This is a genomic window from Nocardia sp. NPDC059691 (assembly GCF_042733915.1).
In the GTDB taxonomy this organism is placed as follows: domain Bacteria; phylum Actinomycetota; class Actinomycetes; order Mycobacteriales; family Mycobacteriaceae; genus Nocardia; species Nocardia sichangensis.
Genome location: NZ_JBHWFB010000002.1, coordinates 66,612 through 84,810 on the forward strand (window position 1 = coordinate 66,612; position 18,199 = coordinate 84,810).

General features: G+C 68.5%; 20 protein-coding genes. 18 read left to right on the forward strand and 2 right to left on the reverse strand.

The genetic code is table 11. From position 1 onward, the window contains the following. Positions 1–56 precede the first annotated feature (56 nt). The gene (locus ACFV2O_RS04605) at positions 57–1,370 is read left to right on the forward strand and encodes a PucR family transcriptional regulator (RefSeq protein ID WP_379250237.1); all 1,314 of its coding nucleotides are present in this window, start codon (positions 57–59) and stop codon (positions 1,368–1,370) included. A gap of 13 nt (positions 1,371–1,383) precedes the next feature. Here ACFV2O_RS04605 and ACFV2O_RS04610 read toward each other — a convergent pair whose 3' ends face one another. Then, on the reverse strand, positions 1,384–1,650 hold the full coding sequence (locus ACFV2O_RS04610) for a DUF2277 domain-containing protein (protein ID WP_067794607.1): 267 nt from the start codon (positions 1,648–1,650) through the stop codon (positions 1,384–1,386). A gap of 165 nt (positions 1,651–1,815) precedes the next feature. On the opposite strand from ACFV2O_RS04610, the gene ACFV2O_RS04615 reads away from it, so the two are divergent. Then, entirely contained in the window at positions 1,816–2,649 is an 834-nt protein-coding gene (locus ACFV2O_RS04615; RefSeq protein ID WP_355079160.1) for a DUF1266 domain-containing protein, read from the forward strand. Here ACFV2O_RS04615 and ACFV2O_RS04620 read toward each other — a convergent pair. Continuing rightward, positions 2,629–3,573 (reverse strand): hypothetical protein, encoded by a 945-nt coding sequence (locus tag ACFV2O_RS04620; RefSeq protein ID WP_379250239.1) that lies wholly within the window; start codon positions 3,571–3,573, stop codon positions 2,629–2,631. The genes ACFV2O_RS04615 and ACFV2O_RS04620 overlap by 21 nt on opposite strands. A 360-nt stretch (positions 3,574–3,933) precedes the next feature. On the opposite strand from ACFV2O_RS04620, the gene ftsH reads away from it, so the two are divergent. The 16 genes from ftsH (at position 3,934) to ACFV2O_RS04700 (ending at position 18,122) form a co-directional block, all read left to right on the forward strand. Continuing rightward, the gene (gene ftsH / locus ACFV2O_RS04625) at positions 3,934–6,318 is read left to right on the forward strand and encodes an ATP-dependent zinc metalloprotease FtsH (protein ID WP_355079156.1); all 2,385 of its coding nucleotides are present in this window, start codon (positions 3,934–3,936) and stop codon (positions 6,316–6,318) included. Positions 6,319–6,435: 117 nt separating this feature from the next. Beyond that, a complete protein-coding gene (gene folE, locus ACFV2O_RS04630) occupies positions 6,436–7,077 on the forward strand; it encodes a GTP cyclohydrolase I FolE (RefSeq protein WP_379250824.1) in 642 nt (213 codons plus the stop codon). Positions 7,078–7,148: 71 nt separating this feature from the next. Further along, on the forward strand, positions 7,149–8,006 hold the full coding sequence (gene folP, locus ACFV2O_RS04635; protein WP_355079264.1) for a dihydropteroate synthase: 858 nt from the start codon (positions 7,149–7,151) through the stop codon (positions 8,004–8,006). Beyond that, positions 8,003–8,440, forward strand: coding sequence for a dihydroneopterin aldolase (gene folB, locus ACFV2O_RS04640; RefSeq protein WP_356963547.1), 438 nt, complete (start codon positions 8,003–8,005; stop codon positions 8,438–8,440). Before folP ends, folB begins: the two co-directional genes overlap by 4 nt. Before the next feature lie 58 nt (positions 8,441–8,498). After that, complete coding sequence (gene folK, locus ACFV2O_RS04645; RefSeq protein ID WP_355079152.1) at positions 8,499–9,035, forward strand: 2-amino-4-hydroxy-6-hydroxymethyldihydropteridine diphosphokinase; 537 nt, start codon at positions 8,499–8,501, stop codon at positions 9,033–9,035. 2 nt (positions 9,036–9,037) lie between these two features. Beyond that, positions 9,038–9,508, forward strand: a complete 471-nt coding sequence (locus tag ACFV2O_RS04650; RefSeq protein ID WP_379250826.1) for a DUF3180 domain-containing protein — start codon at positions 9,038–9,040, stop codon at positions 9,506–9,508. A gap of 70 nt (positions 9,509–9,578) precedes the next feature. Further along, on the forward strand, positions 9,579–10,526 hold the full coding sequence (locus ACFV2O_RS04655; RefSeq protein WP_379250242.1) for a DUF6779 domain-containing protein: 948 nt from the start codon (positions 9,579–9,581) through the stop codon (positions 10,524–10,526). Between the two features lie 155 nt (positions 10,527–10,681). Then, positions 10,682–11,611: a DUF2520 domain-containing protein gene (locus tag ACFV2O_RS04660; protein WP_355079148.1), complete on the forward strand. Its 930-nt coding sequence runs from the start codon at positions 10,682–10,684 to the stop codon at positions 11,609–11,611. After that, the gene (panC, locus tag ACFV2O_RS04665) at positions 11,611–12,588 is read left to right on the forward strand and encodes a pantoate--beta-alanine ligase (RefSeq protein WP_356963551.1); all 978 of its coding nucleotides are present in this window, start codon (positions 11,611–11,613) and stop codon (positions 12,586–12,588) included. Before ACFV2O_RS04660 ends, panC begins: the two co-directional genes overlap by 1 nt. A gap of 13 nt (positions 12,589–12,601) precedes the next feature. After that, a complete protein-coding gene (gene panD / locus ACFV2O_RS04670) occupies positions 12,602–13,021 on the forward strand; it encodes an aspartate 1-decarboxylase (RefSeq protein ID WP_355079144.1) in 420 nt (139 codons plus the stop codon). Between the two features lie 16 nt (positions 13,022–13,037). Beyond that, positions 13,038–13,835, forward strand: a complete 798-nt coding sequence (locus tag ACFV2O_RS04675; protein WP_379250245.1) for a type III pantothenate kinase — start codon at positions 13,038–13,040, stop codon at positions 13,833–13,835. A gap of 181 nt (positions 13,836–14,016) precedes the next feature. Further along, the gene (locus tag ACFV2O_RS04680) at positions 14,017–14,625 is read left to right on the forward strand and encodes a cysteine dioxygenase family protein (RefSeq protein ID WP_356963552.1); all 609 of its coding nucleotides are present in this window, start codon (positions 14,017–14,019) and stop codon (positions 14,623–14,625) included. An 8-nt stretch (positions 14,626–14,633) separates the two neighbouring features. Further along, on the forward strand, positions 14,634–15,056 hold the full coding sequence (locus tag ACFV2O_RS04685) for a rhodanese-like domain-containing protein (protein WP_355079260.1): 423 nt from the start codon (positions 14,634–14,636) through the stop codon (positions 15,054–15,056). 262 nt (positions 15,057–15,318) lie between these two features. Beyond that, positions 15,319–16,818: a lysine--tRNA ligase gene (lysS, locus tag ACFV2O_RS04690; RefSeq protein WP_379250828.1), complete on the forward strand. Its 1,500-nt coding sequence runs from the start codon at positions 15,319–15,321 to the stop codon at positions 16,816–16,818. A 115-nt stretch (positions 16,819–16,933) separates the two neighbouring features. Continuing rightward, a complete protein-coding gene (locus ACFV2O_RS04695) occupies positions 16,934–17,293 on the forward strand; it encodes an Lsr2 family protein (protein WP_039794672.1) in 360 nt (119 codons plus the stop codon). Between the two features lie 229 nt (positions 17,294–17,522). Next, positions 17,523–18,122 (forward strand): FHA domain-containing protein, encoded by a 600-nt coding sequence (locus ACFV2O_RS04700; protein ID WP_379250248.1) that lies wholly within the window; start codon positions 17,523–17,525, stop codon positions 18,120–18,122. The last annotated feature ends 77 nt before the right edge of the window (positions 18,123–18,199 follow it).

Sequence of the window (18,199 nt, forward strand, 5' to 3'; positions counted from 1 at the left end):
TTTGTGTCCATGAGACAAGCGGTGGTTCGGTATCCGCCGAGCCGAAGGAGAGGGCGATGACCGCTGGGCCTTCGCCGGGCGCCGCGGCCAGGCCGAGCCCCGCATCCGACGAAGTTCGCGACTGGCTCGCGGAGTACGTCTACGAGACGACGCGCGCCGAAGTGCTCGAACGCATCGTCACCCGGCTCGACGACGTGATCGTCGCGCGCATCCCCGAACTCGCCGATCGCGATATGCGCCGCGACCTCGCGGCCAGCACCAGGGCGCACGCCAGGATCGTGCTCAGCCGCCTGGCCAGCGATACCTTCGAGTTCTCACTCCCGGAGGAGGCGCACGCGTTCGCGCGCAGCGTGGCCAGGCGTGGTTTCGAGCTGCGGTTGCTGCTGCGGGTCTATCACGTGGGCATGGAGGCGGTGCTGGACTACATGACCGAGGTCGTCGAGCAGCGGCGGGCGACGCCGGAACTCGAACGCATGGTGCTGCTGCGGCTGTTCGAGCGGGCCACCAAGTGGATCAGCACGTCGGTCGAGTTGCTCACCGACACCTACATGGAGGAGCGCGAGCAGGTGCTGCGCGCCGCCTTCAACCGTCGCGCCGAGACCGTCCGAGCGCTGCTGGACGGCGAGCACGTGGACGTCGATCAGGCATCGGTGCGGCTCGGCTACCGGCTCTCCCAGCGGCACCTGGCCTTCGTGCTGTGGACCGACGAGCCGACCGGAGAACCCGCAGGCGCGGAGGCGGAGGCGACCGGACTGCTGGATCGGGTCGCGGCGCGGCTGGCCGCGGCACTTGGCAGCGCGCGGCTGCTCACCGTTCCCTCCGGCGCCAGCGCGATGTGGGCGTGGGCCGGATCGGACGACGGGGAACACGGCGCCGAACTCGCGGTGCCGGGCGAAGCGGAGCGGCTCACCGCGGCGCAGGTCGAGGCGCCGGTACGGGTGGCGTTCGGTGTGCCCGCCGCGGGGATCGCCGGTTTCCGTCGCAGTCATCGCGAAGCGGTCGCCGCGCGGCAGGTCGCGGAGCGCGCACCCGCGGGCGGGCTGCGCGTCACCGGGTATCGAACGGTGGAGATCGCCTATCTGGCCGGTGCGGACGAAGCGGCCATGCGAGGACTGGTCGAGCGGGAACTGGGCGCGCTGGCGGCGCGCGACGGGAACGCCGCACGGCTGCGCGAGACGCTGCACGCCTATCTGCGCAGCCAACGCAGCCCGGAGGCCACCGCGAAGGTGCTCGGCGTACACAAGAACACGGTCCGCTACCGCGTGCAGCGGATCGAACAGCTATTGGGATATCCGATCGAAGAGCGCGGGCTGCCGCTGGAGATCGCGCTGGTGTGCGTCGCCGTCTACGGCGCCGACGCACTGCCCTGAACCGGCCGCCTGTCTACTCTCCCGCCGCGGCCTCCCGTGCGGCGATCCGGCGCAGCGGCGGTTCGGTGGTCGGGGCCACCCTGCGGTCGGGTAACTCGGCGAGCAAGGTGGTGGTCGCGTTTGCGATGGCCGCGACGGCCTTGTCGACGGCCGGTTTGGTGGTCGAGCTCAGGCCGGACACGCCACCGACCTTGCGCACGTACTGCAGTGCGGCGGCATAGATTTCCTGCTCGGTTGCGGCAGGCTCCAGACCACGCAGGACGGTGATGTTTCTACACATGCGAGCACACTAGCCCCAGATCACGACATGCGTCAGCGCAAGAACCAACCGAGTCCGAAATCGATTCGCCCGGCGGACGCGCCCGCGGTCCGGCGTCGCGACCGACAAAGGTGGCCATCCGCGAATCCCGCGCGTACCCCGCGCGGGATGGGGAACAATCGGGGCATGTCTTCGCGCGGCGTACCCACCTTGACGACCTTTCCGTACGCGGAGCTGGACGAGCGGGAGGAAGACCACTGGTCCGGCGCCGCGGTATCCGACGACGAACTGCGGGCGCTGGCCCTCGGCGCCTTCTACTCCGCGCGCTGGGACGCCTTCCACGACGCGCTGCTGCTCGGCCCGGAACGCGCGCATCCGCTCGGTGACCGGCGTGAACTGGCCATCGACACACTCACCGGCGCGTGGGGCATCACCGATGGCACCGAGGCGCAGGCGTCGATGGAGCAGTTGCTCGACGGCATGCACGCCCCGCTCTACGCGCTGGTGCACCCGCTGGTGACGGCCTCGATCAACGCAAGTGAGCGCGATCGCTTCGGTGAGCGCGCCGACCGGCACCGGGCGTTCCTGCGGCAGGTCGGAGCGTTCCGGGGGATGGACAATCCCGAGGCGCTGGTCCGCGACTACGACATCTGGTCGCAGGCGATCAAGATCGGATTCACCGACCATCTGGCCCGGCCGCTGCCGGGTGACATCCACGCCTGGGATCTGGCCAGGGTCGTCGCGGTGGCCAGGATGGCCTACACGGCCGGGTACCTCGACGCCGACGTGGCCTGGAGTTATCTGGCGCGCGCCCTGCCACTGGCTCAGAGCAAGTACCGCAACTGGCGCCAGTTCGGCGACGCCTACCTCACCGGCTGGACCTATTGGCAGGCCTGCGAGGACTTGGCCGAGCTGAAGAACGGCGGCGTCGACCGCCGCAAGGAGCTGCTGCGGCTGTGGCTGCGTCCGACCAGCCCGTGGCGGCGGATCGCGCTGAACTCAGCTCCCGTCGGGGAGTGAACGCAGGATTCCGCGACCGTAACGTTGGAACTGCGCGTCGTCGACCATGCCGAGGGAGTGTCGCTCGACCAGCAGTTCCCACTCCGAATACAGCTGCGCCACACCGGGATCCGCAGGGCCCGCGGCGCCGTCGGCGGACTCCCGGCGTACCGCGAAGTTCACCGCGCAGATGACCCGCTCGGTGTCGGCGCGGTCGGCGCCCGCGAATTGCAGCGTGCGGCTGCCGTCGTGTACCTCGGCGCCGGTCGCGCCGCGCCCGGGGCCGATCTCGCCGCGCCCCGCGGTGGGGGTATCGGTCACGCGCGCCCATACGACCACGGGAATCGGGAGTTCGTACGCGTACCGGCTGTCGCCGATCGCGATGAACAGCAGCCGCGTCGTCGTGGCGGCGAGCAGGCCGGAGCCGCTGCCCGCCGGAGGGTGCGCGACCGCGACGGCGGTCTCCAGGACGTACTCGTCCGGCGTCACGTAACGATGCAGAGCCGCTATCGCATGCTTCGCCTCACGGCGCGGCGACATCCTGCGCGTCGCCCGTTCCACGTCCGCGCGGGTGGGGCCGCCACGTCCCCAGGTGGGGGTGGGCGGGCGCAGGTCCGGCGCCGCCACGTCGATGCGCTGGGTGGCCAGGATGTGCGCGTTGATGCGGTCGACGATCTCGGTGGCCGCGGGAACGTCGTGCTCGGCGATGATCACCGGAAGGGGCGTGCGGTCCGCGGGGACGCCGGTGAGCACGGGCGTCGGGTAGCGCAGATAGATCTCGATCACCACCGCGTCGTCCGCGCGCCGGTTCAGCCGGACCTTCAGCAGGTCGGAGACCGGGACATCGAGCACGCGCTCGCCGTCGGACCCGGGTCGCAAGACGATCAACCTGCCGCGGCCGTGACGCAGTATCGCTGTGGGTGTTCGTAACTCGACTATGTCCATACCCCCTGCGCTCGTGTCTGGTCTGCGGCGCTCCCGGGGCCTTTCGTGGTGTGCGAGCTACCGCCTACGTGCCCGTCGCTCGCGCCGCGATGTTGTGTCGTCGCTCACGATAGGCCGAACATGCCATGATTGTTGCCACTTGGAGGAAGCCGAACCGGAGACATCGGGAACCACCGTCGATCCCCGGCCGTTTACCTCTTTAACTGCACCTGCAGCCGAACTACGCGATGTATCGAGTAGACCGTACGCGGTAACGTGGCTTGTCCGCATCCGAACCCCTGCGGAACCGGACGCGCCAGACGCATCGCTAGGCAAGAACCGGAGACACCGGAAAGGACTGGCCGCCCCGGCCGACGCTCTATGAACCGCAAGACAGTGTTTCGCACCCTGGCCATAGTCTCGGGCATCTTGCTCGTGATCTATGCGTTCAGCTACTTCGGCAACGACACGCGGGGCTGGAAGAGCGTCGATACATCGGTTGCCCTGAGCCAGCTCGAGAACAAGAGCAACGTCCAGAACGTCCAGATCGATGATCGCGAGCAGCAGCTGCGCATCGAGCTGAAGGACGGCAACGACGCCACCGGCGGACAGAACAAGATCATCGCGAAGTATCCGGGCGGTAGCGAGACCTCCGCCCAGATCTTCTCGGCCGTGAAGAACTCCGGCGCCCCGTACAACACCGTGGTCAAGCAGGAGAGCTGGTTCACCCAGATCCTGCTGTTCGTGCTGCCGATGGTCATCCTGCTCGGCCTGTTCATCTTCGTGATGGCCCGCATGCAGGGCGGCGGCCGCGGCGGCATGATGGGCTTCGGCAAGTCGAAGGCCAAGCAGCTGTCCAAGGACATGCCCAAGACCACGTTCGCCGACGTGGCCGGAGCCGACGAGGCGGTCGAGGAACTCTACGAGATCAAGGACTTCCTGCAGAACCCGGTCCGCTACCAGGCCCTCGGCGCCAAGATCCCCAAGGGCGTCCTGCTCTACGGTCCGCCGGGCACCGGTAAGACCCTGCTGGCCCGTGCCGTCGCGGGCGAGGCAGGCGTGCCGTTCTTCACCATCTCCGGTTCGGACTTCGTGGAGATGTTCGTCGGCGTCGGCGCCTCCCGCGTGCGCGACCTGTTCGAGCAGGCCAAGCAGAACAGCCCCTGCATCATCTTCGTCGACGAGATCGACGCGGTCGGCCGCCAGCGCGGCGCGGGCCTCGGCGGCGGTCACGACGAGCGCGAGCAGACCCTCAACCAGCTGCTGGTGGAGATGGACGGCTTCGGCGACCGCACCGGCATCATCCTGATCGCCGCCACCAACCGCCCCGACATCCTCGACCCGGCGCTGCTGCGTCCCGGCCGTTTCGACCGGCAGATTCCGGTCGGCAATCCGGACCTCGCCGGTCGCCGCGCCATCCTGCGCGTGCACTCGCAGGGCAAGCCGATCTCCCCGGATGCCGATCTGGACGGCCTGGCCAAGCGCACCGTCGGCATGTCCGGCGCGGACCTCGCCAACGTCATCAACGAGGCCGCGCTGCTCACCGCCCGGGAGCACGGCGCGGTGATCACCGGCGAATCGCTGGAAGAGTCGGTCGACCGCGTGATCGGTGGCCCGCGCCGCAAGAGCCGGATCATCAGCGAGCACGAGAAGAAGATCACCGCTTATCACGAGGGCGGCCACACCTTGGCCGCCTGGGCGATGCCGGACATCGAGCCGGTCTACAAGGTCACCATCCTGGCGCGCGGTCGCACCGGCGGCCACGCCATGACGGTGCCCGAGGACGACAAGGGCCTGATGACCCGCTCGGAGATGATCGCCCGCCTGGTCATGGCGATGGGCGGCCGCGCGGCCGAGGAACTGGTGTTCCACGAGCCGACCACCGGCGCGTCCTCCGATATCGACCAGGCAACCAAGATCGCCCGGGCGATGGTCACCGAGTACGGCATGAGCGCCCGGCTCGGCGCGGTCCGCTACGGCCAGGAGCAGGGCGACCCGTTCCTCGGCCGCTCGATGGGCATGGGTTCGGAGTACTCGCACGAGGTGGCGGGCGCGATCGACGTGGAGGTGCGCAACCTGATCGAGGCCGCGCACACCGAGGCGTGGGCGATCCTGAACGAGTACCGCGACGTGCTCGACGACCTGGCCACCGCGTTGTTGGAGCGGGAGACGCTGCACCGCAAGGATCTCGAGCAGATCCTCGCCTCCGTGCAGAAGCGCCCGCGGATCACCGCGTTCAACGATTTCGGCGAGCGCGTCCCCTCGGACAAGCCGCCGGTGAAGACCCCGGGCGAGCTGGCCGCCGAGCGCGGCGAGTCGTGGCCGCCGGAGCCGGTGGTGAAACCGGTGGCCGCGTCCGCGCAGCGCGAGCCGCAGCCCGCCAACGGGTATCCGCCGCACGAGAGCGGTTACGGCGCTCCGCCGCAGTACCCCCGCCCGTCCGCGCCCGGCTACCCGCTGCCGCAGGCGCCCGCTCCGGCCTATCCGCGCCAGGGCACGCACGGTTCGCGGCCGGACTACGGCGCTCCGGCGGGCTGGTCCGCTCCCGGCTGGCCGCCGCGCGACGAGCCGCAGCAGGGTCAGCCCGGCTGGGGCGATCCGCAGCAGCCGCGGCACGGCTATCAGCCGTGGGGTCCGCAGGGTTCGCCCGAAGGCGGCTACGACAGGGACGGGTACGGCGACCACGGCGGTTACGACGAGCCGCGCCGGACGAATCCGAACGGCGAGGGCGACGGTGATTGGGATGGACCGAACGGTCGTCACTGACCTGTGACGATTAGGCTCGACCATCTGGGGTGCCGAGAGATTGCCGGCGCCCGGGGAGTTTGGAGGTGTCCTCGATTGTCGGCCAACGAGTATGGCGGTGGTCACACCCTCGCCGAACTGGACAGTGCGGAGCACAACGGCATCGACATCGGCCTGTCGGAGCCGGGCCTCGTGGCACTGGAAACGGGCAGGTCGTTCGATCAGGCGCGAGCCGAAGCGGCGGTACGGGAGTTGCTGATCGCCGTCGGTGAGGACCCGGACCGGCCCGGCCTGCTCGACACGCCCGCCCGGGTCGCGCGGGCCTACCGGGAGACGTTCGCCGGGCTCTATGTGGAACCGGATTCCGTGCTCAACACCACGTTCGACGAGGGCCATCAGGAACTCGTACTGGTCAGGGACATTCCGATGTACTCCACCTGTGAGCACCACTTGGTGTCCTTCCACGGTGTCGCCCATGTCGGGTACATCCCCGGTCCGCACGGCCGGGTCACCGGCCTGTCCAAACTCGCCCGCCTGGTCGACCTGTACGCCAAGCGCCCGCAGGTGCAGGAGCGGCTGACCAGCCAGATCGCCGACGCGGTGATGCGCAAGCTGGACCCGAGGGGAGCGATCGTCGTGGTCGAGGCCGAGCACCTCTGCATGGCGATGCGCGGCATCCGCAAGCCGGGCGCGAGCACGACCACCTCCGCGGTGCGTGGACTGCTGCAGTCCAACGCCGCCTCGCGCGCCGAGGCGCTCGATCTGATCCTGCGGAAGTGAGCGGGCCCGCGGTGTCCGAACCGAGGCGCTTCGAGAGCCTCGCCGCCCGCGACGGGCGCTCGTGTGTGGTGATGGGTGTGGTGAACGTCACCAGCGATTCGTTCTCCGACGGCGGGCGATACCTCGATCCCGAGCTGGCCATCGCGCACGGCGTTCGGCTGCACGCCGCGGGCGCGGACGTCATCGACGTCGGCGGCGAGTCGACCAGGCCGGGCGCGGTCCGCGTCGACGCGGCGACCGAGACCGCACGGGTGACACCGGTCATCCGCGGACTGGTCGCGGCGGGCGTGCCGACCAGCGTGGACACCATGCGCGCCGCCGTCGCCGAAGCCGCGATCGAAGCCGGGGTGTCGGTGGTGAACGACGTCTCCGGCGGCCGCGCCGATGCCGACATGGTGCGCGTGGTCGCCTCCGCGCGGGTCCCGTGGATCCTCATGCACTGGCGGGCGGGCGCCGACTACCGGCACACCGGACCGGCGGACCACTACGACGACGTGGTCGCGGAAGTGCTCGCCGAGTTGACCGCGCAAGTGGACTCGGCCGTCGCCGCGGGCGTGGAGTCGTCCCGGCTGATTCTCGACCCCGGCTTGGGCTTCGCGAAGAACGCCGAACACAACTGGGCTCTGCTCGGCGCGCTGCCGGAATTGGTCGCGCAGGGGCTCCCGGTCCTGATCGGGGCGTCTCGCAAGCGTTTTCTCGGCTCCCTGCTCGCCGACGAGGCGGGGCCGCGTCCACCGGACGGCAGGGAGACGGCCACCGCGACCATCTCGGCGCTCGCCGCGGTGCACGGCGCGTGGGGTGTGCGGGTGCACGACGTGCGCGCCTCGCTGGACGCCATCACGGTCACCGACGCGTGGCAGAATGCCGCACGGCAGCGCGCCGAACAGCACGACACCGCCCGATCCAGTGCGCAAGGAGCTCGACGATGAGCCGGTCCCCGATCCACGCCGAAGACGAGGCGCCGCCGGGTGATTCGGCGATCCGGCGCGGCGCCGACCGCATCGAGTTGCGCGGCCTGCGCGCCTACGGGCACCACGGCGTGTTCGAGCACGAGCGCCGCGACGGCCAGGAGTTCCTGGTCGACCTGACGGTATGGGTGGACTTCGACGTGGCCGCGGCGTCCGACGACCTGGCGGCCACCGTGGACTACGGCGCGTTGGCCGAACGCGCGGTGCGCATCGTCCAGGGTCCGCCGCGCAATCTCATCGAGACGGTGGTCTCGGAGATCGCCGACGATGTCATGACCGATCCGCGGATCCGGTCGGTCGAGGTGGTGTTGCACAAGCCGTCCGCGCCGATCCCGCACACGTTCGCCGATGTGCGGGTGATCACCTCGCGTCACCGGGGGGAGCCCGTCGGATGAGCGAGCGGAACTGCGGCGCGGTGTTTTTCACCGTGCCGGGCGCCGCGGAGGTGCGCCGATGACCCGTGCCGTGCTGTCCATCGGTTCCAATCTGGGTGATCGGCTCGCGCATCTGCGCAGCGTCCTGGACGGGTTCGGCCATCGCGTGCTGGCGGTCTCCGCCGTGTATTCGACCGCGCCCTGGGGTGGTGTCCCGCAGGGGGACTATCTCAATGCCGCTGTGCTGGTAGAGGATCCGGCCTTCGGCTGCGCCGACTGGCTGCGTCGCGGGCAGGAGCTGGAGCAGGCCTCGGGACGGGTGCGTGAAGTGCGCTGGGGCGCACGCACACTCGACGTGGACGTGGTGTGGTGCGCCGAACTGCGCGGCGGTGAGCCGGTCGCGTGCCGTAGCGCCGACCCGGATCTCATCCTGCCGCACCCGCAGGCGCATCGGCGCGCCTTCGTGCTGGCGCCGTGGCTGGACGTGATGCCGGACGCGGTGCTCGAGGTCGACGGCGTGCCGCACGCTGTCGCGGATCTGCTGGCCGGGCTCGATCCGGACGAACGCGCCGGGGTGCGTCGCACCGAGTTCTCGCTGACGGGCGCGCCGTCGTGAAACTGAAGCCGACTCGCGTACTCGACCTCGTGGCGAACGTGCTGATCGCCGCGATCGTCGCGTGGATCGCCACCCGGGTGGCCTATGACAGCTTCCCGCCGATCTCGATCTTCGCGGGCGCCTCGCTGTATCCGGTGGCCGCGATCGAAGCTGTGCTCGCTTTCGTCATCCGGGCGCGGGTCAACGATCACCAGATCGGCGATGGACGTCACCAGTTGCATCCGATCACGGCGGCCCGCGCCGTCGCGTTGGCCAAGGCGTCGGCGCAGGTCGGTTCGATCGCCGCGGGTATCTGGCTCGGATTCCTGTGCTGGGTCCTCCCGCAGCGCGGCACCTTGCGCGCGGCCGCGGCCGACAGTCCCGGCGCGATCGTCGGGATGCTGGCGGGCTTCGCTTTGGTTGCTGCGGCCCTCTGGCTGGAGTACTGCTGCCGGGCGCCGGAGGATCCCACCGACGATGCGGCAACTACATAGCTAGTTTCACGAACTTAATCACAAAACCGGAATCTGGGCGTGGCCGAAGCAATTGGCTACCCTGGCTGGCATGGTTTCACCCTCCCGTAGCAGCACTTACCGTGGACGGCGGGACGACGCGGGAAAATTATTCGTCGGCGTCCTGATCGTGCTCGGTCTGGTTGCCAGTGTTTTCCTGATCTTCAGCAACAGTGTCGAGTTCGTACGGGTAGGTCTGGTCGCGGCCCTGTGGGCCGCGGCGATCGGGGCTCTTGCTGCGACGAAGTACCGCAAAGAGGCGACGATCGACAAGGCGAAGGTCCGCGATCTGCAAACCGTCTACGCGTTGCAGCTGGAGCGTGAGGTCACCGCGCGCCGCGAGTACGAGCTCGGTGTGGAGGCGCGGGTCCGCGAGGAGGTGGGCGCCGACGCGACCGAACTCGCGGCCTTGCGCGCGGAGCTCACCGTGCTGCGGCAGAGCCTGCAGCGGCTGTTCGACGGCGATCTGCCGATGGATCGCCCCGCGTTGCGCGCCGACGCGACCAGGATCCAGGAGCTGACCAGCTCCGGCACGGAATCGGGGAACAATAGCTCCGCGAATGCCGGGATGTGGTCGATGTTCGCCGACCAGCAACCGCGTAGCAGTATGACGCCGATCTTCGAGCCCGACCATCCCGAGCCACCGGTCTTCGCCAGCCCCTTCGATGATCCGGTCACCGCGGAGACCGCCGTCGTCTCCCTCGACGACGCCGACCAGGCCGACGCTGAGCGGGCGCGCTACGCCGAGCCGCGCGGCTGGGCCGACGCCTTCACCGAGACGGTGGACGAGGAGCCGCTGGACGAGCCACCCACCCAGCCCGCCGCACGGCCCCAGCCGACGCCGGAACCGGCCTCTCGGCCGGCCTCAGCGCCCGCCATGGGCACGCCGAGCGCGCGCAGGCGCCGCCGGGCGGAAAGCGACGACGAGACGCCGTCGCGTCGTCTCTCGGTCGCGGAGATCATGGCCAACCTGCAATCGGAGGAGCGGGACCGCCGGTGAGCGGAGCCGGGGCCCGGCCCGGCACTGCGGCCTAGATCACGCGGACACCCCGTGGCGGCGGCGAAGCACCTGTAGATATCCTCTTGGCGTACCGTCCGGTACCCGCATGGCGGGACTGGAACGACATCGAGAGGACAACGTTGACCTCGAGAAGCGTGAATTCCGACAACGCTGATTCGGGCTACGACCCCGCGCCCGCACGCCTGACGGTGGGAATCGTCTCGGCGGGACGCGTGGGCTCGGCATTGGGCGTCGCACTCGAGCGAGCCGGACACGTCGTGTTCGGCGTCTGCGCGATCTCCGACGCGTCGGTGCGGCGTGCCCGGACCCGGCTGCCCGATTCGGAGATCCTGCCGATCGAACAGGTGGCCGCCCGCAGCGAGCTGCTGTTGCTGGCCGTGCCCGACGCCGAGCTTCCCGGCCTGGTTCGCGGTCTGGCCGGTGCGGAAGTCGTCCGTCCCGGCACCATCGTCGCGCACACGTCCGGCGCGAACGGCGTCGGCGTACTCGCGCCCCTGGCCGAGATCGGCGCGCTTCCGCTGGCCATCCACCCGGCCATGACCTTCACCGGGCACGACGAGGACGTGAACCGCCTCGGCAACGCGTGCTTCGGCATCACCGCCGCCGATGAGGTCGGCTACGCCATCGCGCAGTCGCTGGTGATCGAGATGGGCGGCGAGCCGGTGCGGGTGCCGGAGGAGAACCGGCCGCTGTACCACGCCGCGCTCGCGCACGGCAGCAATCACCTGGTCACGGTGATCGTCGACGCGGTGGCCGCGTTGCGCGCCGCCCTGGCCGGCCCCGGCTTGATGGGCCAGCAGCTGGTGGACGAGCAGCCCAACGGCCTGGCCGAGCGTCTGCTCGCGCCCCTGGCATCGGCGGCGCTGGACAACGCGTTGCGGCGCGGCCAGTCCGCGCTGACCGGCCCGGTCGCCCGTGGTGACGCGGACGCGGTGGCCGCGCACCTGACCGCGCTGGCGTCGGTCGACGCCAGGCTGGCCGAGGCGTATCGCGCGCTGTCGCTGCGCACGGCGGAACGCGCGGGCACCGCCCCCGCCGTCATCGAACTGCTGGAAGGACGCTGATGTTGGACCCGAAACTGCGCGGCGCCTACCGGCCCGGTGCGCTGACCGTCCACCACGATCCCGCCGTGCTCGGCGCGGTGTCCGCCGCGCTGCGCGGCGTCGGCCGTACCGTCGCGCTGGTGCCGACCATGGGTGCGCTGCACGAGGGCCACCTGGAGATCGTGCGGCTGGCCAAGCGGACCAACCAGGTGGTCATCGTCTCGATCTTCGTCAACCCGTTGCAGTTCGGGGCGAACGAAGACCTGGACAAGTACCCACGCACGCTGGACGCCGACGTCGAGTTGTTGCGCGCGGAGGGTGTCGAGCTGGTGTTCGCGCCCAGCGCGTCCGACATGTATCCGGACGGCCCGCGGACCACGGTGCAGCCAGGCCCGCTCGGCGCGGAGCTGGAAGGGGCGAGCCGCCCGACCCATTTCGCGGGCATGCTCACCGTGGTCGCCAAGCTCCTGCAGATCGCGCGGCCGACCGAGGCGTTCTTCGGCGAGAAGGACTACCAGCAGCTCACGTTGATCCGGCAGATGGTCCGCGACCTGAACTTCGACGTGAAGATCACGCCGGTGGTCACCGTCCGTGAGGCCGACGGCCTGGCCATGTCCTCACGGAACCGTTATCTCGACCCCGTGCAGCGCGAATCGGCGCTCGCCTTGTCGGCCGCCCTGTCGGCGGGCAAGCACGCGGGCGGACTCGGCGGCGACGCGGTGCTCGCGGCCGCCCGTCAGGTGCTCGACGCCGTGCCCGGCGTGGACGTCGACTACCTGGAATTGCGCTCGGCCACCCTGGGCCCCGCCCCGGCCGCGGGCAACGCCAGATTGCTGATCGCGGCCAGGGTGGGCACTACCCGGCTCATCGACAACATCGCCGTCACGCTCGGCGCTCCGATCGACGGCCATCCCAACGTCTCCGGTTCGCGGCCCGCCGTGGACCCCCGGTCCGTTCCGGCGGTGTCGAATCCCGCCCCGCTTCCTCCCGCGAACTAGAAAGGTCGACGCAATGCTGCGCACCATGATGAAGTCGAAGATCCACCGTGCCACCGTGACGCACGCCGACCTGCACTACGTCGGTTCGGTCACCGTGGACCAGGACCTGCTCGACGCCGCCGATCTGCTGGAAGGCGAGCAGGTCTGCATCGTCGACATCGACAACGGCGCCCGCCTGGAGACCTACGTGATCGCCGGTGAGCGGGGTTCGGGGGTGATCGGGATCAACGGCGCCGCGGCCCACCTGGTGCATCCCGGCGACCTCGTCATCCTGATCGCCTACGGCCAGCTGAACGAGCAGGAGCTGAAGGAATACGACCCCAAGGTCGTCTTCGTCGACGAGCGCAACCGCCCGGTCGAGCTCGGTTCGGACCCGGCGCACGCACCGGAGGGCTCGGGCCTGACCTCGCCGCGCTCGCTGTCGTTCGTCTGAACAGCGGCGACCGGACATGTTGCTGACCATCGATGTCCGCAATACGAGTATCGAACTCGGCTTGTTCTCCGGTTCCGGAGAGCATTCGAAACTGGTGCGCCACTGGCGTATCCACACCAATCCGTTGCTGACCGCCGACGAATTCGCCATGCAGGTGCGCGGGTTGGTCGGCGCGCAACTGGACGAGGTGATCGGCGTCTCGGCGCTTTCGACGGTGCCGCCCGTGCTGCGCGAACTGCGCGGCATGCTCGGCCAATACTGGGCACACGTTCCGCACGTGTTGGTGGAACCCGGTGTGCGCACCGGGATTCCGCTGCTGGTGGACAATCCGAAAGAAGTCGGCGCCGACCGCATCGTCAATTGCCTGGCCGCCTACCAGCGGTATTCCGGGCCCGCGATCGTCGTCGATTTCGGCACGGCGATCTGCGTCGATCTGGTGTCGAAGAAGGGTGAGTTTCTCGGCGGGATCATCGCACCCGGTGTGGAGATCTCCACGGAAGCCCTGGTAGAACGCAGTGCGCTGCGGCGGGCGGAGTTGACCAGGCCACGGTCGGTGCTGGGGAAGAACAGCATGGAATGCATGCAGTCCGGCGCGGTATTCGGTTTCGCCGGACTGGTCGACGGCCTGATCGATCGGATTCGTGACGAGTTCGACGCCTTTGCCGGCGACGATGTCGCGGTGGTGGCGACCGGCGCGACCGCGCCGCTGATCGTCCCGGAATCGGAAACGATCGACGACCACGATCCGCATCTCACGTTGACCGGGCTGCGGCTCGTATACGAACGCAACCAGCGGCGCAAGGGAAATGTCTGATATGCGCGGTGTTGGATTCGTCGCAGGCCAGGGACTTGTCGACACCGCGTCGCATGCTGTTAAACTCCCTCTCGTGACTTTCTTCGTGAGCACCCAGGAGTGTTGTCGAGGCTGACGTGCCTCGACCGATCGAGGCTGAGTTCCCGCCCTCGACCGTTACCTTCCTCCTGGAGATTCGCTCATGCGTTCTTCTGTTCTTTCCCTTTCTTCCGCGCGTACGGCGCTGTCGGCTACTCCGCCGGTGGAACGCTCGGTGGCACCCGCTCTGCCCACTCGGCTGCGCCCGGCCGATCTGCTGCGGCTGACCGACGAGGGCGCCGAGGACGTGCTCGCCGGTCGCTATGACCACCTGCTTCCAGCTGACGGGACATGGCCGCACGACGAGCGCTGGGCGACCAGGCTGCTCTCCGACGACGAGGTCGACGTCTGGTTGATCAGCTGGACGCCGGGCAAGTCGACCGAGCTGCACGACCATGCCGGGTCGCTCGGCGCGCTCACCGTGCTCAGCGGCGCGTTATCCGAATACCGCTGGAACGGAACGGAATTGCGTTGCCGTACGCTCGCGGCGGGTGACCAGGCCTCGTTCCCGATCGGCTGGGTGCACGACGTCATGCGGGCGCCCGCCGACGTGCCCGGCGCCGTCGAATCCGCGGGCCCGCTCGATCCGACGCTCAGCGTGCACGCCTATTCCCCGCCGCTCACCGCCATGTCGTATTACGAGGTGACCGGCCACGGCACCCTGCGGCGCACCCGAACCGTCCTCACCGACCAGCCCGAAGGTGACATGTGATGACCCGTTTGACCATCGATCAGATGCTCGAGAACGCACGGGCGCAACTCGACCGGATCTATGCCTTCGAATTGCCGGAAGCCATCGAGCGGGGCGCCATTCTGGTGGATATCCGGCCGCAGGCGCAACGCGGACGCGAGGGCACCTTGCCCGGCGCCTTGGTGATCGAGCGCAATGTCCTGGAATGGCGGCTGGACCCCACCAGTTCGGCCCGCTTGGCGCTGGCCGCCGATCACGACGTGGAATGGATCGTCGTCTGCTCCGAGGGCTATACCTCCAGCTTGGCCGCCGCCGCCCTGCAGCAACTCGGGCTGCACCGGGCGACCGATCTGGTGGGCGGTTACCAGGCGTTGAAGGCGGCCGGGCTGTTGAACGTCGCCGTCGGGGCGTCGCACTTCGTGCGTGAGGCCGAGGCGCTCGCCTCGCTGTAATTTCCCCGCCAACACTTCCATCTCGAAATAGCCGGGCGCGCAGGTGTTTTCGCACACACTATGATGCGCACCGGCTATTTCGGGTCTCCGGGACGTGGACCGGGACGTCCCGGGCGGTGCGCCGCATCGATACCGTTTCGTTACTCCGGGTCGGAGTCCGGGCGGCGCGCAAAACGATTTCCGGTGCACGCTAGGGTTGTTCGATGTGAGCACCCCGAACTCTGCCTCTTCGACCGCATCGACATCGGATTCGCGGCCCGCTGTGGCGCCCGCCGCCGACGATGCCCCGGAGCAGATACGGATTCGCCGGGAGAAGCGGGAGCGGCTGCTCGCGGCCGGTGGCGAGGCGTATCCCGTCGTCGTGCCGCGTACGCATACCCTGGCGGAAATTCGGGCCGCATATCCGGACCTGGCCGCCGACACCTCCACCGGACAAGAGGTGGGCGTCGCCGGGCGCGTCATATTCCTGCGTAATACCGGCAAGTTGTGTTTCGCGAGACTGCAGGAAGGCGACGGCACCAAGCTGCAGGCGATGATCAGTCTGAACGGGGTCGGCGCGGACGCGCTTGCCGCCTGGAAGGCGGACGTCGACCTCGGTGACTTCGTTTTCGTGCACGGTGAGGTCATCTCTTCGCGAACCGGGGAACTGAGCGTCATGGCCGATTCCTGGTTCATGGCGGCGAAGGCTCTGCGGCCGCTGCCGGTGGCGCACAAGGAGATGAACGAGGAGTCGCGGGTCCGGCAGCGTTATGTCGACTTGATCGTGCGCCCTGAGGCCAGGGAGATGGCCCGTACCCGCATCGCCGTGGTGCGCGCGCTGCGCAACGCGCTCGAGCGCAGGGGCTTTCTCGAGGTGGAGACGCCGATGCTGCAGACGCTGCACGGCGGCGCCGCGGCCCGGCCGTTCGTCACCCATTCCAATGCCCTCGACATGGACCTCTTCCTGCGCATCGCGCCCGAGTTGTTCCTGAAGCGCTGCGTGGTCGGCGGCATGGAGCGGGTCTTCGAGATCAACCGGAACTTCCGCAACGAGGGGGCGGACTCCACGCATTCCCCCGAGTTCGCGATGCTGGAGACGTACCAGGCTTACGGCACCTATGACGACTCGGCGGTGATGACCCGGGAATTGGTGCAGGAAGTGGCGCAGGAGGCGTTCGGCACGCAGGTGGTGACCCTGGCCGACGGCACCGAATACGATCTCCGTGGCGAGTGGGCCACCGTCGAGATGTACCCGTCGCTGTCCGATGCGCTGGGTGTGCAGGTCACTCCGGAAACATCGGTCGCCGAATTGCGCGCACTCGCGGATCGGGTCGGTCTGGAAATTCCGGAGGGCAAGGGCTACGGTCACGGGAAACTCGTCGAGGAACTTTGGGAACACCAGTATGGTGACAAGCTGTACGCACCGACTTTCGTGCGCGACTTCCCGGTGGAGACATCCCCGTTGACCAGGCAGCATCGCAGCACCGCCGGCGTCACGGAGAAGTGGGACCTCTATGTGCGCGGCTTCGAGTTGGCCACGGGCTATTCGGAGTTGGTCGACCCGGTGATCCAGCGGGAGCGGTTCGTCGACCAGGCCAGGTTGGCCGCGCAGGGTGACGACGAGGCGATGGTGCTGGACGAGGACTTCCTCGCCGCGATGGAGCACGGCATGCCGCCGACGACCGGAACGGGTATGGGAATCGATCGGTTGTTGATGGCGTTGACGGGTTTGGGAATCCGAGAAACGATACTGTTCCCAATTGTGCGTCCGGTCACCAGGTGACCACTGGATTGCAAAGCAGCGGCTCCGTCTTGGAATTTCCGGAATTCGAGGTATTCTTGCCTCGGGTAATCGGCCTAGTATGCGGGTCGCACGATTTCGAGAGGACGTTCATCTCATGGCAAAGAAGGTCACCGTTAGCCTGATCGACGATGTCGACGGTGAGTCCATCGCAGACGAGACCATCGAGTTTGCGATCGACGGTGTGTCGTACGAGATCGACCTGTCGTCGGCAAATGCGGCGAAGCTGCGCGACGGTTTGGAGGAGTGGGTTTCGAATGCGCGCCGGGTCAGCGGCCGGCGCCGGGTCAAGGCCGCCGCGGCCGCAACGGGCACTCCGAAGAGCCGGGTCTCGATCGATCGGGAACAAAGCGCCGCAATTCGTGAGTGGGCGCGCCGTAATGGACACAAGGTGTCCGCGCGGGGCCGCATCTCCGCCGACATCACCGACGCGTACAACAAGGCCGCGAAGGGATAGTTCTTTTTCCGGCCGCCGTCCCGGCGAATCGTGCGACGTCGGGACGGCGGTCTTGTTTGTGATAGGGCTTCGATATAGCAGCGAGACCGGTTCGCACGGTGGCCCGTCACGGCGGATGAATCGATCTTGCTCGTGGTACCGGGAAGCGGCACCATGGAAGCGTGCGAAGGTCACTGGCGGTATGGAGAGGTGAGGTATCGGCGCAGTGACAGGATTCGTCGGATCATTCTTGCGGTTCACCGATGACGCCGGTCGGCAGCAGGAGCTCACGCTCACGCCCGACCGCGGCCGCGTCACCATCGGTCGCTCCCCGCATGCCGATCTCGCCCTGAGCTGGGACGCAGAAGTGTCCCGGCTACACGCGGCGGTCGAATACCTGGGTGCGCACTGGACCATCGTGGACGACGGCCTCTCCCGCAACGGCACTTTCGTCAACGGGGACCGGCTGATCGGCCGCCGCAGACTGATGGCGGGCGACGTCATCCGGGTCGGTACGTCTCGGGTGTCCTTTCACGACTTCGGCGGCGTGTCCGACGACATCACCCGCACCTCCACCGGCTCGATACCCACCGCGCGGTCGCTCACCGAAACGCAGCGCTCGGTCCTGGTCGCGCTGTGCCGCCCGTACAAGCACGGCGCGGGTTTCGCCACTCCCGCCTCGAATCAGCAGATCGCCGAGGAGTTGTTCCTCAGCGTCGACGCGATCAAGACCCATCTACGCGCGTTGTTCGCCAAGTTCGGGGTGGAGGATCTGCCGCAGAACCAGAAGCGGGTGCGGCTGGCTGGACTGGCCATGCAGAGTGGGCTCATTTCCGATCGGGACCTGTGAGACGTCCACCGTAGACGCTCGCTCATCCGATCGAGCTTCTCGACCATGGAGAGTCACGGCGGCGACGGCTTGACTCG

Bases quoted from the DNA above. Each gene is read 5' to 3' on its own strand.
- ACFV2O_RS04605 (WP_379250237.1), top strand. From the start codon at position 57: ATGACCGCTGGGCCTTCGCCGGGCGCCGCGGCCAGGCCGAGCCCCGCA.
- ACFV2O_RS04610 (WP_067794607.1), bottom strand. From the start codon at position 1,650: ATGTGTAGAAACATCACCGTCCTGCGTGGTCTGGAGCCTGCCGCAACC.
- ACFV2O_RS04615 (WP_355079160.1), top strand. From the start codon at position 1,816: ATGTCTTCGCGCGGCGTACCCACCTTGACGACCTTTCCGTACGCGGAG.
- ACFV2O_RS04620 (WP_379250239.1), bottom strand. From the start codon at position 3,573: ATGGACATAGTCGAGTTACGAACACCCACAGCGATACTGCGTCACGGC.
- ftsH (WP_355079156.1), top strand. From the start codon at position 3,934: ATGAACCGCAAGACAGTGTTTCGCACCCTGGCCATAGTCTCGGGCATC.
- folP (WP_355079264.1), top strand. From the start codon at position 7,149: ATGGGTGTGGTGAACGTCACCAGCGATTCGTTCTCCGACGGCGGGCGA.
- folB (WP_356963547.1), top strand. From the start codon at position 8,003: ATGAGCCGGTCCCCGATCCACGCCGAAGACGAGGCGCCGCCGGGTGAT.
- folK (WP_355079152.1), top strand. From the start codon at position 8,499: ATGACCCGTGCCGTGCTGTCCATCGGTTCCAATCTGGGTGATCGGCTC.
- ACFV2O_RS04655 (WP_379250242.1), top strand. From the start codon at position 9,579: ATGGTTTCACCCTCCCGTAGCAGCACTTACCGTGGACGGCGGGACGAC.
- panC (WP_356963551.1), top strand. From the start codon at position 11,611: ATGTTGGACCCGAAACTGCGCGGCGCCTACCGGCCCGGTGCGCTGACC.
- panD (WP_355079144.1), top strand. From the start codon at position 12,602: ATGCTGCGCACCATGATGAAGTCGAAGATCCACCGTGCCACCGTGACG.
- ACFV2O_RS04675 (WP_379250245.1), top strand. From the start codon at position 13,038: ATGTTGCTGACCATCGATGTCCGCAATACGAGTATCGAACTCGGCTTG.
- ACFV2O_RS04680 (WP_356963552.1), top strand. From the start codon at position 14,017: ATGCGTTCTTCTGTTCTTTCCCTTTCTTCCGCGCGTACGGCGCTGTCG.
- ACFV2O_RS04695 (WP_039794672.1), top strand. From the start codon at position 16,934: ATGGCAAAGAAGGTCACCGTTAGCCTGATCGACGATGTCGACGGTGAG.